This is a genomic window from Corynebacterium sp. KPL1995 (assembly GCF_000477935.1).
Taxonomy (GTDB): Bacteria; Actinomycetota; Actinomycetes; order Mycobacteriales; family Mycobacteriaceae; genus Corynebacterium; species Corynebacterium pseudodiphtheriticum.
This window is the reverse complement of sequence record NZ_KI515715.1, coordinates 604583-620904: the sequence shown is the minus strand read 5'-3', so window position 1 is coordinate 620904 and position 16322 is coordinate 604583. Positions and strand designations below refer to the sequence as shown.

The 16322-nt window shown below is 56.1% G+C and carries 14 protein-coding genes, 2 tRNA genes and 1 pseudogene; 10 read left to right on the top strand and 7 right to left on the bottom strand.

The genetic code is table 11. From position 1 onward, the window contains the following. Positions 1–76: 76 nt before the first annotated feature. From dnaN to pdxS, 5 genes are all read left to right on the top strand, one after another. Entirely contained in the window at positions 77–1264 is a 1188-nt protein-coding gene (gene dnaN, locus HMPREF1292_RS02780) for a DNA polymerase III subunit beta (RefSeq protein ID WP_021353388.1), read from the top strand. Next, positions 1264–2598: a DNA replication/repair protein RecF gene (gene recF / locus HMPREF1292_RS02775; RefSeq protein WP_023018654.1), complete on the top strand. Its 1335-nt coding sequence runs from the start codon at positions 1264–1266 to the stop codon at positions 2596–2598. Before dnaN ends, recF begins: the two co-directional genes overlap by 1 nt. Next, positions 2595–3272, top strand: coding sequence for a DciA family protein (locus HMPREF1292_RS02770; protein WP_023018653.1), 678 nt, complete (start codon positions 2595–2597; stop codon positions 3270–3272). Before recF ends, HMPREF1292_RS02770 begins: the two co-directional genes overlap by 4 nt. Positions 3273–3405: 133 nt before the next feature. Then, a complete protein-coding gene (gyrB, locus tag HMPREF1292_RS02765) occupies positions 3406–5433 on the top strand; it encodes a DNA topoisomerase (ATP-hydrolyzing) subunit B (RefSeq protein ID WP_023018652.1) in 2028 nt (675 codons plus the stop codon). A gap of 90 nt (positions 5434–5523) precedes the next feature. Then, positions 5524–6414 (top strand): pyridoxal 5'-phosphate synthase lyase subunit PdxS, encoded by an 891-nt coding sequence (pdxS, locus tag HMPREF1292_RS02760; protein ID WP_023018651.1) that lies wholly within the window; start codon positions 5524–5526, stop codon positions 6412–6414. A gap of 21 nt (positions 6415–6435) precedes the next feature. Here the strand turns inward: pdxS and HMPREF1292_RS02755 are convergent, their stop codons facing one another. Further along, a complete protein-coding gene (locus HMPREF1292_RS02755; RefSeq protein WP_023018650.1) occupies positions 6436–8085 on the bottom strand; it encodes an ATP-binding protein in 1650 nt (549 codons plus the stop codon). Positions 8086–8452: 367 nt separating this feature from the next. On the opposite strand from HMPREF1292_RS02755, the gene gyrA reads away from it, so the two are divergent. The 5 genes from gyrA to HMPREF1292_RS02730 all read left to right on the top strand — a co-directional run bounded on the left by gyrA (position 8453) and on the right by HMPREF1292_RS02730 (position 12210). Beyond that, a complete protein-coding gene (gene gyrA / locus HMPREF1292_RS02750; RefSeq protein ID WP_021353186.1) occupies positions 8453–11053 on the top strand; it encodes a DNA gyrase subunit A in 2601 nt (866 codons plus the stop codon). A gap of 4 nt (positions 11054–11057) precedes the next feature. Beyond that, positions 11058–11408, top strand: a complete 351-nt coding sequence (locus tag HMPREF1292_RS02745; RefSeq protein ID WP_021353187.1) for a DUF3566 domain-containing protein — start codon at positions 11058–11060, stop codon at positions 11406–11408. A 79-nt stretch (positions 11409–11487) separates the two neighbouring features. Then, positions 11488–11561, top strand: a tRNA-Ile gene (locus tag HMPREF1292_RS02740). Positions 11562–11574: 13 nt separating this feature from the next. Continuing rightward, positions 11575–11647, top strand: a tRNA-Ala gene (locus HMPREF1292_RS02735). Positions 11648–12018: 371 nt separating this feature from the next. Further along, a complete protein-coding gene (locus tag HMPREF1292_RS02730; protein ID WP_232218002.1) occupies positions 12019–12210 on the top strand; it encodes a hypothetical protein in 192 nt (63 codons plus the stop codon). Positions 12211–12798: 588 nt separating this feature from the next. On the opposite strand, the gene HMPREF1292_RS02725 is transcribed toward HMPREF1292_RS02730, so the two are convergent. The 6 genes and pseudogenes from HMPREF1292_RS02725 to HMPREF1292_RS02705 all read right to left on the bottom strand — a co-directional run bounded on the left by HMPREF1292_RS02725 (position 12799) and on the right by HMPREF1292_RS02705 (position 16280). After that, positions 12799–13395 carry a cadmium resistance transporter gene (locus HMPREF1292_RS02725; RefSeq protein ID WP_021352516.1) on the bottom strand — a complete coding sequence of 199 codons (597 nt, stop codon included), beginning with the start codon at positions 13393–13395 and terminating at the stop codon, positions 12799–12801. Continuing rightward, entirely contained in the window at positions 13396–13755 is a 360-nt protein-coding gene (locus tag HMPREF1292_RS02720; protein WP_021352515.1) for a helix-turn-helix transcriptional regulator, read from the bottom strand. A gap of 163 nt (positions 13756–13918) precedes the next feature. Beyond that, positions 13919–14101 (bottom strand): integrase core domain-containing protein, encoded by a 183-nt coding sequence (locus tag HMPREF1292_RS11505; protein ID WP_369707188.1) that lies wholly within the window; start codon positions 14099–14101, stop codon positions 13919–13921. 79 nt (positions 14102–14180) lie between these two features. Then, a complete protein-coding gene (locus HMPREF1292_RS11500) occupies positions 14181–14468 on the bottom strand; it encodes a DDE-type integrase/transposase/recombinase (RefSeq protein WP_023018648.1) in 288 nt (95 codons plus the stop codon). A 101-nt stretch (positions 14469–14569) separates the two neighbouring features. Continuing rightward, positions 14570–14756: pseudogene (locus HMPREF1292_RS11495) on the bottom strand (hypothetical protein); the annotation flags it as partial. 42 nt (positions 14757–14798) lie between these two features. Beyond that, positions 14799–16280, bottom strand: coding sequence for a multicopper oxidase family protein (locus tag HMPREF1292_RS02705; RefSeq protein WP_023018646.1), 1482 nt, complete (start codon positions 16278–16280; stop codon positions 14799–14801). Positions 16281–16322 lie beyond the last annotated feature (42 nt).

Below are 16322 nucleotides of genomic sequence, written 5' to 3'. Positions count from 1 at the left end.
TCAGATATTTCTGCAACCAGAATTCCCGTAACCCGAATTCGCGAATTACAACTTCTAAAGAGAGCTTGATACCAACATGGATTCCTCCGCAGTATCGTTCCGTGTTGCCAAGGAAGACTTGGCAGACGCCGTCGCTTGGGTAGCTAAGAATCTGCCTTCCAAAGCGACTCAGCCTGTCTTGCGCGCGATGCTGATTACTGCTGATGAATCCGGCCTGGAGCTCTCTGGCTTTGACTACGAAGTTTCCACCAAGATTAAGCTCCCCGCAGAAGTAGAGACCGAAGGCACTATTGCAGTTGCGGGTAAATTGCTAGCAGATATCGTCGCTAGCTTGGCCAACAAGCCAGTCGAACTGAAAGTCAATGATTCCACTGCGTTGGTGCGTTGCGGTTCTTCCCGTTTCGAGCTACCTCTGATTCCGCTGGATGATTACCCACAACTGCCGGAACTACCACAAGTTACCGGCAGCCTGAACCCATCGCTATTTACCGATGCCGTTACGCAAGTTGCTTCTGCAGCCGGCCGTGATGACACTTTGCCGATGCTCACTGGCGTGCACTTCGCCATTAACGGCTCAGATATTAAACTTGCTGCTACAGACCGTTTCCGTTTGGCTATTCGCCAACTGAATTGGGATCCGGTTAGCGAAGGCGTCTCGGCTAAATTGCTGGTACCAGCAAAAACTTTGCAAGAAAATGCGCGAAGCCTAGACACTAGTTTGGATCAGCCCGTACAAATCGCTGTGGGAGCTGGCGATAATGTCGGTGCTGAAGGCCTATTTGGCTTGCACTCGCACAATCGCGAAACCACCACTCGCATGCTAGATGCAGAATTTCCGAATATTGAGCCACTATTGCCAAAAACCCATAGCTGCGTTGCTAGCGTCGACATTGCCCCACTACAAGAAGCGATTCGTCGCGTCTCGTTGTTAACCGAACGAAACGCTCAGGTACGCATGGAATTTTCTGAGGACCAGGTTATTTTGTCTGCGGGTGGTGCAGAATCTGGCCATGCAGAAGAAGCAGTACCGTGCGAATTCTCCGGTCGTGATGAGTTAATCATTGCGTTCAATCCGGGATACCTGAAAGATGGTTTGTCCGTTGTACGCACCGAGAAGGTCTTCTTCGGATTTACTGAATCATCTCGTCCTGCCATCTTGCTGCCGCAGCCGGAGCACATGCCGGAAGCCAACGAAGACGGCCAATTCCCGAGCCCACAGTCTGATTTCACTTACCTTCTGATGCCGGTTCGTTTGCCTGGGTAATGTATCTCCAAAACCTGCAGCTCCGTGATTTCCGCTCTTGGCCGGAATTCTCCCTGCGGTTTGCGCCGGGAATCAGCGTGTTCGTCGGCCGCAATGGCTACGGTAAAACCAATATTGTCGAAGCCATTGGCTATCTTGCGCACCTCGGCTCACACCGGGTAGCAACCGATGCGCCGCTGATCCGCATTGGCCAAGATAATGCACGGATATCCGCCAGCATTATTAATCAAGGTCGCGAGCTCACTGCGCACCTATTGGTCAAATCTAGTGGTAGCAATAGTGCACAGATAAACCGAACTCGGTTGAAAACACCCCGGGAACTGCTTGGGGTAGCAAAGACCGTGCTGTTTTCTCCGGAAGATTTGGCTCTATTACGTGGCGAGCCAGGGGAGCGCCGCCGCTATCTCGATAGGATGCTGGCTAGTAGAACCCCACGAATTGCCGGCGTGAAGGCTGATTACGACAAAGTCTTGCGTCAGCGAAATGCACTGCTGAAGTCAGCTAGTGCGGCATTGAAGCGTGGGTATCGAGATGATGATTCCGCATCTGCCTTAGCAACCTTGGATGCCTGGGACAATCGTTTAGCTGGATTGGGTGCACAGCTAATTGCTGCGCGTATCGAGTTGGTTGATGAGCTAAAAATTCAGGTTCGTAAGGCCTATGCGGCTATCGCTCCAGAATCTCGCCCAGCAGATGTCTCTTATAATTCCACCCTGGATACCGTGGTAGAAAACGGTAATTCTGGGGTGGCTGCTGGTTCTGGGAATTCGACAGCGATGCCGTCTCGGCGCATCACCGACGAGTATTACCGGGATGAGCACGGTCACGTGCAAGTCGAACTCATCGAGGCTGCCATGCTGGGAGCATTAGGCAATGCACGGAACAAAGAGATTGAGCGCGGCGTTAGCCTCGTCGGCCCGCACCGTGATGACATGGAAGCACTACTTGGTGCTAATCCGGCGAAAGGTTTTGCTTCGCATGGTGAGACCTGGTCTTATGCCATTGCGTTGCGCTGGGCAGAATTCGAGATTTTGCGGCAATCGGGCACGGATCCGATTCTGATTCTGGATGATGTGTTTGCGGAACTGGATGTGAAGCGTCGGCGGCACCTGGTCAAGCTTGCGAGCTCTGTGGAACAGGTGCTGATTACCGCTGCGGTGGAAGAAGATATTCCCGAGGAACTAGAACCGAATTCTGTAGTTCGCATCGGCGTCCACGATTCTATGAGCGCCAGCGGTGAGTATTCACGTGTGTCCTTTATCGACACCAGCCAGAACGAGCGACGTGCTGGTGCCGAAGACACACCCCAGCCTGGCGACGGTGGATCACGATGAGTGCTTCTGCCGATAATTCAGCAGGCAACCAGTCACAGAATCAGTCACAAAAACTGCCCCCTAACCAGCCACAGATACCAAGCCAGCCTCGTGATCTTGTCGACGCCACCTTTGCCGCCGTCCGGGAAGCTGCTGCACAACGTGGATTCGCACCACCACTGGGCACTTCGCAGACGGGTGCACAAAGTTATCTGCGCCGCCGTCGGCAAGCACGGGCGCACCAGGAACGTAATGCCCAGAACACTCCTGGCGCCCTCGGTGCGCTGAATTGGCAGAAATACCGGCAATCCGGGCCTGATGGCAGGCGTCCGCGCAGGCAATTGAATTTGCCGTCGGCGGGTGCGGTACTGAACAAAGAAATTACCTCCCGCGGTTGGGAGAAAAACCTGGCCTCTGGGTGGGTGACTGGGCACTGGGCGCAGCTGGTGGGTGAGAAGATCGCGCAGCACACCAAGGTAGAGATGGTGAAAGATACGGCGCTATTTATCAGTTGTGACTCCACCGCGTGGGCGACGAATTTGCGGTATATGCAGCGGGAGATTCTGCGCTCGATCCGCGAGAAAGCTGGACCGGACGTGATCACTGAGTTGAAGATCTTTGGCCCGCAGGCACCGAATTGGCGTAAGGGCAAGCTACATGTGAAAGGTCGCGGTCCGCGCGATACGTACGGATAAACCACTGATAAGCAGCTGCGGTTCTGACATGCGACCGTGCGGTGTGCCTGCGGCTTAGCTCCACCCGGGCGGGGTGTCTGGGGTGTAAGATTGGAATGTCGAAGATTTCCTCTTTAAGGAGTGCTAGTTTCACGTGGCTAACGCGCAACCGAATTATGACGCTTCATCAATTACCATCCTGGAGGGCTTGGAAGCCGTCCGTAAGCGCCCCGGTATGTATATCGGTTCTACCGGCGTGCGTGGCTTGCACCACCTAATTTGGGAGGTTGTTGATAACTCGGTCGATGAGGCCATGGCTGGCTATGCCTCCAAGGTGGAGGTGCGTTTGCTTGCCGACGGCGGCGTGCAGGTTACTGACGACGGCCGTGGTATCCCGGTCTCGATGCACGCCTCGGGGGCACCAACGGTGCAGGTTGTGATGACGCAGCTGCATGCCGGCGGTAAGTTCGACTCGGATTCTTATGCGGTTTCGGGTGGTCTGCACGGCGTGGGTATTTCCGTCGTCAATGCTTTGTCGACGCGCGTGGAAGCCGCGATTAAGCGCGATGGCAAGCACTGGTACCAGAATTTTGAGCGCGCGGTGCCGGAAGAACTCGTCGAAGGCGGAAATGCCCGCGGCACTGGTACGACGGTGCGTTTTTGGCCGGATCCGGAGATTTTCGAGACCGTTAAATTTGATTTTGATACCATCAAGCGCCGCCTGCAGGAAATGGCTTTCTTGAACAAGGGTTTGTCCATCACGCTTGTCGACGAGCGCGTGACTGCCGAGGATCTCAAGTTGGAGGCTCTCGCGGAAGAAGGCGAGACTGCCAGCTCTTTCGATGATCCGGACCCGGAAGACAAAGCTGCGCTCAGCGATAAAGAAGCCGTCAAGAAGATTGAATTCTGCTACCCGAATGGCCTGGTCGATTACGTTGATTATCTGAACCGCGCGAAAACCTCGATCCACCCGACGATCATTAGTTTTGAAGCCAAGGGCGAGGACCACGAGGTAGAAATCGCGCTGCAGTGGAACAGTGGTTATAACCAGTCCGTGCATACTTTTGCCAACACGATTAATACGCACGAGGGTGGTACGCACGAAGAAGGCTTCCGCGCTGCGTTAACCACGCAGATGAACAACTATGCGAAAACGCATAAGTTGATGAAGGAAAAAGACGGCAAGCTTACTGGCGATGACTGCCGCGAGGGCTTGTCGGCCATTATTTCCGCGAAGGTCGGCGACCCCCAGTTCGAAGGCCAGACGAAGACCAAGCTGGGTAACACGGAAATTCGCTCTTTCGTGCAGCGTTCTGTCAATGAGCACCTGGCGGATTGGTTTGATGCGAACCCGGCAGAGGCTAAAGCGATTATGAACAAGGCGGTGGCTTCTGCGCAGGCACGCGTGGCGGCTCGTCGCGCTCGTGAGTTGGTGCGCCGTAAATCCGCTACTGACCTGGGTGGTTTGCCAGGTAAGTTGGCAGATTGCCGTTCCAAGGATCCGAAGGTTTCCGAGCTGTTCATCGTGGAGGGTGACTCCGCGGGTGGCTCCGCGAAAGCTGGGCGCGAGTCGCTGTACCAGGCGATTTTGCCGTTGCGCGGCAAGATTTTGAACGTCGAGAAGTCTCGCATGGATAAGGTGCTGAAAAACAACGAGGTGCAGGCGATTATCACCGCGTTGGGTACCGGTATCCACGAAGAATTCGATATCAAGAAGCTGCGCTACGACAAGATCGTGTTGATGGCCGACGCCGACGTCGATGGCCAGCACATCGCCACGCTGCTGCTGACGCTGCTGTTCCGTTTCATGCCGGAGCTCGTCGAAAATGGGCATGTGTATTTGGCGAACCCGCCGTTGTACAAGCTGAAGTGGTCGAAGGGTGAGCCTGGCTACGCCTTTAGCGACCGTGAACGCGATGCCCAGCTGAAAGAAGGCTTTGCGCAGAACCGCAAGATCAACATGGACGACGGTATCCAGCGGTACAAGGGTCTGGGCGAGATGAACGCGAAAGAGCTGTGGGAAACTACGCTGGACCCAACCACTCGTATCCTGCGCCGCGTGGACCTGGAGGATGCACAAAAGGCCGACGAGCTGTTTTCTATTCTTATGGGCGATGATGTTTCTGCACGTCGTAGCTTCATTACCCGCCGTGCTAAGGATGTCCGCTTCCTCGACGTCTAATCCTGTGCTGTTGGGGGCTAGGATTGGACGCGCCCAATATTTTGTGCGTTATAAGTCATATTCTTAGCCTGACCGAAAGGAAAACTCGTTTTGAGTAATGCCAATGGTTCCGCAGCCCGCGTGAAGCGCGGTTTGTCTGAGCAGTTTTTTGGTGGCGTCATCATGGACGTCGTTACCCCGGAACAAGCTCGCATCGCCGAGGCTGCTGGTGCTTCAGCCGTGATGGCTTTGGAGCGGGTGCCTGCTGATATCCGCGCCCAGGGTGGTGTTGCCCGCATGTCGGATCCGGATATGATCACCGAAATCATCGAAGCCGTCGACATCCCAGTTATGGCCAAGGCTCGCATCGGCCACTTCGTTGAGGCGCAGGTGCTGCAGTCTCTGGGTATTGATTACGTCGATGAGTCTGAGGTATTGACCCCAGCTGACTACGCTCACCACATCGACAAATTCGCTTTCGATGTGCCATTCGTCTGCGGTGCTACCAACTTGGGTGAGGCGTTGCGTCGTATCAACGAGGGCGCTGCCATGGTGCGTTCTAAGGGGGAAGCCGGCACTGGTGATGTGTCTAACGCCGTGACCCACATCCGGAGCATCCGCGCGGAGATCAACCGTTTGTCTTCCATGTCGAAAGACGAGTTGTTCGTTGCTGCCAAGGAGCTGCAGGCACCGTATGAGTTGGTGCTTGAGGTTGCAGAGACTGGTAGTTTGCCGGTTGGTTTGTTGGTTGCCGGTGGCGTTTCTACCCCAGCTGATGCTGCGATGATGATGCAGCTTGGTGCCGATGGCGTGTTCGTCGGATCAGGCATTTTCAAGTCCGGTAACCCGGAGGCTCGTGCGAAGGCTATTGTGCGTGCGGTCAAGAACTACGACGACGCCAAGGTTATCGCTGAGGTTTCGCGTGGTTTGGGTGAGGCCATGGTTGGCATCAACGTCGATGAGTTGCCAGTATCTCACCGTTTGGCAGAGCGCGGCTGGTAAACCCGGCTAGGGGGGGGGAGGCTAGCCACGCTTGCCGAGTTGGTACGTGGTGGCTTTTTTCCCTTGCCCGCCCTTGCGCACAATAATTTTGTGTTCGAGCAGCGGGCTTAGCCCATAGCGAACTTGGGAATTACTCAGCCCAGATTCTGCTACTAATTGGTGAAAACTGAATTCGGCAGTGTGGTTCGGCATTGGTGCTGACGCTGTTTGTGGTGTTACTGGTGCTGGGGGTACTGCGAGATTGCGTGCGGCACTCAGGATGCGAGGGACGTTTTTTCCGAGGCTCCGCAGGTATTGGTCATCAGATACTTGAATACCGTTGCCTAACGAAGCTAACGAGGCGTTGTCTTCTAGCTCTGCGCCGTTATTTGGAGCAGTTTTGGGGGCTGGAGCCTCCATTGGAGCATCGCCTGAAGTGTGACTCTGCTTGGGGAAGAAGAAAATGACAGTAACTTTGACTCCGGTGTTGATGATCTTTGGCTGTGGCAAGCCCGCCGATTCGCAGAGTTCAAACATGGCGTTAACGCCACCACCTTCACCTTCGATAATCCGATTTCCATCTGTGTCGGTGAGTAATTTTGCTAGGCGGTACAGGTGCTGATTGACTTCGATGCGCCGAAAATCCGCACTGTATAGTTGCGCGACTGTCAGGTTCTTCAACCCACCTGGGCTAGTGATAATTAAGCGATCCGGGGTAATACGCACGTCAATGGCTTTGCCAGCTTCGACTGTATTTGGACCGAGGTCACGGTGAATCAGTGCGTTGGCGACAGCTTCCCGGATTGCTGCCAGCGGGATGACGGGAACACTCCGCATGTGCCCGGATTCCTGATAGGTCTGTGTTTGCGGAATATTGGCTTCGACCCAGTCCATGGTTTGGTTCAGCAGTGCTGGAACCGGGCCATAGAACGTGGCTAGGTTGCGGGTGCGTCGTGGGCGTTCGGTTTCGGGCAACCGAACCGCGACGGTAACCGCTAACGATGGTAAAGGGCCTTGTGGGAAATGTCCGAGTGCGTAAAAACCAGCGATTGATAAAACGTCACCGTTAGTGACCACGAGGTTACGAAGGAGCGTGGGTTCAGGCGTTTTGCGCAACTGCGTGATGCTTGCCCGGGCTGTGCGGAGTAATTGTTGGTGTAGGTCGTTGTCAAGATCTTCAATGGTGGTATCTGGAACAGGCCGACGGTCATAGAGTTCTTCTTGCTCGGCATGCAGCTTCGCAACCTCGATCATGCGTAATTCGGAAGCCGGAATTTCGTATTCACCATCTGCTTGCCGTAAATAGGCTTTGCCTTGATACATAGCTGGGCGATCTAGAATATTGAGGCTATGCACGCGCGCTAAAACGAGGTTTTTGCCATGCAGGGTTACAACAGTGGTTTTGATAAACGGTGGCGGGGTAATCGAGTTGTGTGCTTGGCTGACGAGCGCTTGTTCTAACTCCGCTGGTTTGTCCACACCGACTACGGAAAAATTCTGGTTTTCGGCAACACCTAAGATGATCAGCCCGCCTTCCGGCATGTTGGCAAAGGCGGCCGTGGTTTCGGCTAGGTTTTCGGGAAGCCCGCTTTGAGCAGCTTTGACTTCTACATTTGTAGTGTCGCCGCCGTAAGTGCGAAAAGTATCTAACCAGACTTGTAATTCTTCGGGTGTGGGAAAATTAGTGTTCATGGCGTTTTTTCTTGGGTAATTGTGAAGATTTTGATTCTTAGACTAACACTTTTCCAACTATCACTCTCAAATTTTTACCGCAGACTGTGAAAATTTTATCGCAGAGTTGCACTCAAACTAATACTAACTTTGGCACTGAGACTATTAGACTGTGAAAAATTCCAGTCTGATTGCAAGTCTGACTAGAACTTTCCCTATGGCCCGGAAATAGTAGTGAACAACGATGCCAAAAATGCTGAACGACTTTGAGGCATTTTCTCCAGCTGCACCTTCCATGCCCTTTGACTGTGCAGTCTGTACTTCGCACCTGCCGCTGAGGGGTTGCGCACCGTCGTTCTGGGCGCGTTAGGCGCTAGACTGGGAGGTTATGAGTGACGATAACCAAGGCGGTTTGTTAGATCGCATTGAGCCGATAGATATCTCCGCGGAGATGGAGTCGAGTTATATCGACTACGCCATGTCCGTGATCGTGGGCCGTGCGTTGCCAGATGTGCGTGACGGGCTGAAGCCTGTGCACCGGCGTGTGTTGTACGCGATGTATGACAACGGTTACCGGCCGGAGCGCAGTTATGTGAAATCCTCGAAGCCGGTCTCGGACACGATGGGTGATTATCACCCGCACGGCGACAGCGCTATTTATGACACGTTGGTGCGTATGGCCCAGCCGTGGTCGATGCGTTATCCGCTTGTCGACGGCCAGGGTAACTTCGGTTCGCCGGGTAATGATGGCCCGGCGGCGATGCGTTATACCGAGTCGAAGCTGATGCCTTTGGCGATGGAGATGACCCGGGATATTCGGGAAAACACTGTCGATTATCAGCCGAACTACGACGGCAAGACGACGGAGCCGACGGTGCTGCCGTCGCGGGTGCCGAACCTGTTGATGAATGGTTCCGGTGGTATTGCCGTCGGTATGGCCACTAATATTCCGCCGCACAACCTGAATGAGCTGGCGGAGGCCATTTACTGGTTGCTGGAGAACCCAGATGCGGGCGAGGAAGAAACCCTGGAAGCCTGCATGGAGCGGGTTTCTGGGCCGGACTTCCCGACCGGTGGCATGATTGTCGGCACTAATGGCATCAAGGATGCTTATACCACCGGCCGTGGTTCCATTCGTATGCGTGGCGTGTCCAGCATCGAGGAAAACGGCAGCCGGCAGACCATCGTGATTACCGAGTTGCCGTATCAGGTCAACCCGGACACCATGGTGGCTAATATCGCCGAGCAGGTTGCAAACGGTAAGCTGGCTGGCATTTCGAATATTGACGATGAGTCTTCTGACCGCGTCGGCATGCGCATCGTGGTCACTCTAAAGCGTGATGCCGTCGCCCGTGTGGTGCTGAACAACTTGTACAAGCACTCGCAGTTGCAGACTTCTTTCGGCGCTAACATGCTGTCCATCGTCGATGGTGTGCCGCGTACGCTGCGTCTGGATCAGATGCTGCGTTATTACGTCACCCACCAGATTGAGGTTATTGTTCGGCGTACGCAATACCGCCTGGCGGAAGCCGAAAAACGTGCGCACATTTTGCGTGGCCTGGTCAAGGCCCTGAACATGCTCGACGAGGTCATTGCGTTGATCCGCCGCAGCCGTTCGGTAGAAGCCTCTCGTGAGGGCTTGAAGGATCTGCTGGGCGTCGACGACGAGCAGGCCGAGGCCATTCTGGCGATGCAGCTGCGCCGCCTGGCTGCCTTGGAACGCCAGAAGATCATCGACGAATTGGAAGAAATCCAGACTGTTATCGATGACTTAAAAGACATCCTGGATCGCGAGGAGCGCCAGCGCGAGATCGTGGCGACCGAGCTGAAGGAAATCGTCGACAAGCATGGCGACGAGCGTCGCACCGAGATCGTGGCCGCGCACGGTGAGGTTTCTGATGAGGATCTGATCGTCCGCGAAAACGTGGTCGTGACCATCACCGCCACTGGTTATGCCAAGCGCACGAAGGTCGACACCTACAAGTCGCAAAAGCGCGGCGGCAAGGGTGTGCGTGGTGCGGAGTTGAAGCAGGATGACGTCGTCAAGAACTTCTTTGTGTGTTCGACGCACGACTGGATTTTGTTCTTCACCAACTTTGGTCGCGTTTACCGCCTCAAGGCCTACGAGCTGCCGGAGGCCGGCCGTACCGCGCGGGGCCAGCACGTGGCGAACCTGTTGGAGTTCCAGCCGGAAGAGCGCATTGCTCAGGTTATTCAGCTGCAGTCCTACACCGATGCGCCGTACCTGGTGCTAGCTACCAAGCAGGGCCGAGTGAAGAAGTCACATCTGACGGATTATGAGTCGGCGCGTTCAGCTGGCCTGATCGCGATCAATCTCAATGAGGGGGATGCGCTGATTGGTGCTTGCCTGGCGGGCGACGAGGATGATCTGTTGCTGACCTCCGAGCAAGGCCAGTCCATCCGCTTTACTGCCGACGATGATCAGTTGCGGCCGATGGGTCGCGCGACCGCCGGCGTGAAGGGCATGCGCTTTAAGGGTGATGACCAGCTGCTGGCGATGTCCGTGGTGCACGATGGCGAGTACCTGTTGGTGGCTACCAGCGGCGGTTACGGCAAGCGCACCGCGATTGAGGAATACAGCACCCAGGGCCGTGGTGGCATGGGCGTAATGACGTTCAAGTACACCCCGAAGCGCGGCAAGCTGATTGGCGCGATTGCGGTGAACGAGGACGATGAAATCTTCGCTATCACCTCTGCCGGTGGCGTCGTGCGTACTGAGGCCGGGCAGATCCGTCCGTCCTCGCGTGCCACGATGGGTGTGCGGCTGGTGAATCTTGCCGACGACGTCGAGCTGTTGGCTATCGACAAGAACGTCGAGAGCGAAGGCGTGGAAGAAGCCCAAGCTGTGGCTAAGGGCGAAAAGACCATCGACGAAGTGCAGGAAGCGCAAGTTCAGGAAGGCCAGTCGAAGGCTGAGGCTAAGACTGAGGCTGAAGCTGACGGCGACGCAAAGGTCGAAGAGGAGTAGCACTATGGGAAGAAACATCGCGATTACTCGAATCTCGCCGCTATCTGCCTTTCGGGTGGGCCTGGCGGTGTCTCTGGTGGGGCTGGTGGCCTGGCTGATCGCTGTGACGGTGGTGTACTTCGTGATGGCCACGTTTGGCGTCTGGGAGTACATCAACGGCTTCATGGACGGTCTGGGGGCTGGCATGCTCATCGACTACGGCTTGGTGCTGTCTCTGTCGGCTCTGGTGGGTGCTGTGGCGGCTATCTTGGCGACGATCCTGGCTCCGCTGTTTGCGCTCATCTACAACGCTGTAGCGGCGTTGTTTGGTGGTATCCAAGTGGATCTACAACAGATCGTGGAAGTCGACGAATAAGCTACAAAAAACGTCACCTGACCTGGCGATTTGTGTGTATCTAAGATACGTATTAAAGTACATAATCGTTCCGCACACAGGGTCTATAGCTCAGTCGGTTAGAGCGCATCGCTGATAACGATGAGGTCGCAGGTTCGATTCCTGCTAGACCCACAGGCGGAAACATGGGGCATTAGCTCAATTGGTAGAGCATCTGCTTTGCAAGCAGAAGGTCAGGAGTTCGATTCTCCTATGCTCCACAGCATAGCCTGCATCCCTCGGTCCATCGGATCGGGGGATGTTTTGCGTTCAAGGCCTACTGGGTGGGGTAAACGATAAAAAGGGGTTAAGTAGCAAAAAATGTGTCTGACCGGCGTGTCGCCAATTCCCTAGATCTGGCCTTTCCGGATACCGATTGAGTGCGTGTATTCAACATCGATACCCTGGTCGTAGAGGGCTGGCTGACCAGGTAGCTGGTTGGTGTGGGTATTTTCTGGTTTTTGGTGTGGAATATGCCTGCTGGGCTTATTATTTCGGGGTTTGTGCTGCTAGAGGTGTAGATATACGGGGTTTGGCACACACTTTTTGGCGTTTAACCCTAAAAAAGGTCGCCGCCAACCTCGGCTTCCGCATGACGAAACAGAGCTTCGCTAAGGGAGCAGCAAAAACCATTCCTGTAGTCGGTGCAGTCATCTCGGGAGGACTGACGTTCGCGACCTTCCCGCCCATGGCCAAGCGCTTGCAGAAACACCTGGCAGGCCTCGCGCTGGCCAAACCCTGTGGTGTACCAAATACCACTGATACGGGGATAACGCCGGCATGACAACGACCTCGGCTCAGTTTGACGCTGTCATTGCCGCAACCCGCCACATCCCTGAAGCAAACTTCACCGCCTACCGCGGCGGCTGCCCTCAAGAGATCAGTACAGCCCTTATCGACGTTGTGTTCTCGATCCGGGCCTAGTAGTACGAGACTTCGTTACACCTGGCCTTGGCGTCAGGAACCGCGTGCAGGCCTTCCGTTCCGACAACCCGTGCGATCCTCGACGAGGTACACCCCAATAGGGCAGGTTTAAAATTACTGTCAGAGTCAGAAAGCGTTGGCACAGATGGCCCCGGTGAAGCAGAAGCCTTCGGCCACCGAATTAATGTAAAAGCATATGACAGCCTCGACGCCATGATCGACAAGGCACGATACGACCCGGCGACCGCCTCAATGCGTGCTCGACTTAATGACGTATCCCCCAGGATGTCCGCAATCCGTTCGCCCATCTCAGCATCCCACTGGAATTTCTGTCGCCCTAGCGTGGTCGAGCCCCTGCGGCAACGGTTTTTCACAACTTCATGGGCGGTTCAGTTGACGCCGGTGAGGAAACCTAGAGAGGCCCTGGGGGGCATGGGGGATGAGCTTATTAAAGGCCGAAGGCACCGCCGCTGACGAGGATGAAGATACCCAGGCCAATCAAAACGATCGGGAACAGCACATGCTCCCAGCGTTCGAGAACCTCCGCGATCGGTGGACGGGTGGCCACGAACTTCGCCAACAGGACCAGGCCCGCCACCAGGATCAGAAAGACGACGCAGTAGATGATAACGGTGGCGGTATCCACGTTGAGAAAAACCGGGACATAGACGCCGATATTGTCGCCACCGTTGGCAAAGGTCACCCCGGCGACGATCAAGGCGCTTACGTTCTTTCCGCTGACTTTCGCGTCATCGTCGTCATCATCGTTTCCCTGCCAGGCTTGCCAGGCCGCCCGTAGCCCCAGGGCCAGGGGGATCAGCCCGAAGTAGGGGATCGCCTCGGTGGGCAGGAAGGCATCCGCCCCTAGGGTGACCAGAATCGTGGCTGCGAGGATGCCCGCGAAACCAAGATACTGCCCGGCCAGGATCCGAAGTGTGGTCCCTGCTTGGCCGGCCCCACGGGCGAAGAACAGCGAGAGCACGATGATGTCGTCGATATTGGTGGCGATAAACAGACCAACCGCCCCCAGGAGACCAGTTACCACTTACCTGTTCCCCTCTCCGGTGGTGCACCCGGGCACGTCACATGCCGAGTCAATACACGGGGCATTCTCGTCGGCAGCCAGAGTGGTATCTAGCAGTGAGTTCAACGCCTGGACAAGATGGGCGTCGACGATCTCGTAGCGGGTCTTCCTCCCCTGCGGTTCGGCGACCACAATTCCGCAGTCCCGTAGGCAAGTGAGGTGGTTCGACACATTTGACCGCGTCAGTTCCAGCTCCCGGGCGAGAGCGGCCGGATAGGCCGGGCCGCCCAGCAGGGTCAGGAGAATACGGGATCGGGTGGGATCGGCCATCGCCCGACCCAATCGGTTCATCACGTCCAAGCGCGAAGCAATAGTCAGCATGCACTGTACTATACAGCAGATGCTGAACTGTTGCCACGAGGGTCGAACGTCGGCCCGACGGTGATGTGTTTCTGAGCTTGTTTCCGCGTGGCTTTAGTGTCTCCCCTTTTCGTATTTGTGCGGTTGTTGAATCTGTGCCTGTGAAGTGTCCTAGGTTTTGTTCCTAGGCATTTACCCTATTTTCTATTGTTTCCCGGGACTCATCTTGTTCCCACAACGCGTCTTCAACCTCGACCGGGGTGCGGTATCCCAAACTTTGATGCAATTTTGTCTCGTTCCACCATGACACCCACTCGAATGTCGCGATTTCTACCTCGACAACATCACCCCACCTGCGAGTATGGATCAGCTCGTTCTTGTGAGGGGCCGTTTACGTTTTCAGCCAAAGCATTGTCATAGGAATCGCCATCCGTTCCAGTGGAAGATTAAATCCGGAATTCAGCAAGTTTCTCGTTGTAGACAACGCTGACGTACTGTGAGCCGTGATCCGAATGGTGAATGAGACCTGTTGTTTCCCTCGCACTCACAATCGCTTGATTGAGTGCTTGCAGCGGCAAAGCCTTGGTGCGCATCGAGTCCGATAGCGCCCACCCAACGATCCGCCTGGAGTAAACGTCGGTGACAAATGCGGCATACACAAAGCCTTTCTTCGTGCGCACATACGTAATGTCAGCCACCCACAGCTTATTTTCGGCCCTGAGCTTTAAATTCACGCTCGACCAAGTCTGGGCGCAGATCCGGCACGTTGAGGTGTGCGCGTTGTGATTGGTGATCGGCCTTTGCCTTTGCCTGAAACACCGGCCAAGCGCATTAAACGGGCAGTATGCCACGAGACACCTAGTTTTGGTGCCGCGATCTTACACGCTTCCTGCATCGACATGTTTTCTGCCAAGATGCGGTCTTCCACGAGACGGACCACACGATCCTTGGCATCCTTGCCAAATTTTCTCGGCATCTTCCAGATTTTCCCATCTACTCAAACGGAACAAAACCTGGGACACTTCACACCCCGCCCACCTCGGCACTCTACCCTGCTGTGGGGGTTACTCGTAGCGAAGCGAGCTGACCATCCCAGTTTCCATGTGATAGGCGTTATGGCAGTGAAATGCCCACTCACCGGGGTTGTCAGCGATCAGGTCGGCGATCATGGTTTCACCGTGGCGGAGAAGGACGGTGTCCTTCCGTAGCCCGCCGCTGCCGGGTAGCGCCCACGTGTGGCCGTGGATGTGCATGGGATGGGGCATCATGGTCCTGTTGCGCATTACCATCCGCAGGCGCTGGCCCTCCTGCACGGTCGCGGAGGAGGATTGGCCGTCGGTGAGAATGCTCCATTCATACGGCATCATCTGCCCGCCCAGGTCGATACTGACTTCTCGGTCTGGTGTGCCCTCGGGCAGGAGTGCACGGTCTGCTGGCTTCAGGGAGGACAGAAGCAGTCCGGTGGACGACAATTCGGGGAAGTCGACATCGGGGTGGGGGGCCTGGCCGCCGGCGGTGCGGATGACGGCGAAGGCGCGGTCGTCCTTACCCACCGCCAAAGCCGTGAGCGGGAAGATGCCGTCGCCGAGGATGACCTCGACGTCGACACGCTCGCCCATCGACAAGTAGATCGATTCGGTCTCCCAGGGCTGGACAGGGAAGCCGTCGGTGTGGGTGACGGTCATGCGGTGACCACCGAGGGCCACCTTGAAGATGGTGTCACCGCCGGAGTTGATAAACCGCAGGCGGGCCTTGTCGCCCGGGCGAGCCTCGAAGGTCCGGTGAGCACGGGGGATACGTCCGTTGATGAGGTAGTGCGGATACATCACATCGCCGACATCCCCGCCCAGTACCCGGTCCGGGGTGCCGTGCATCATCTGGCCGTGACCTCCCATTCCCATCCTCCCGTTATGGTCGCCCGAACCCATTCGGGTGAGCTTGTCGAGCTCATCGTCGGGAGTGCCCTGAATGCCATCGACCCAGTCGTCGAGCACGATGGTCCACTCGACGTCCTGATCCTCAGCGTCTTGCGGGTCACGGATGATCAGTGGGGCGTGGAGGCCGCGATCAAGCTGCAGGCCGGTGTGGGAATGGTAGAAGTAGGTGCCACCGTGGGGGACTTCAAAAGCATAGGAGAAAGACTCGCCAGGTTCAATGGGGTCCTGGGTCATACCGGGCACACCGTCGGCTGCGTTGTGGAGTGCGATGCCATGCCAGTGGATGGAGGTGCTCTCAGGCAGTTCATTGGTGATATCGACCTGGAGTACGTCGCCGGCGGTGGCCTCAATGGCCGCATCCCCGGTGTCAGAGACGTATCCCCACGTCTTGGCTTCGATGCCGCCGATATCCAGAGAGAGGGGCCGGGCGGTCAGTGTCCGGCGCACCGTCGGCTCACCGAGCGCAGTGGGGGTGGGAGTGGGGCGAAGGGAGGGACCTGGTGCCGAGGCAGCGGGTCCAGGGTAGCTGGTGCAGGCGGCCACGGCCCCGGTGCCGGCGAGGACAAGCCCGCCGAGCAGAAACTGTCGTCGGGAAAACGCGTTCGTCATGATTTAACCTTCCTTGGTGCAAGATTTCAGTGACACGGGAGA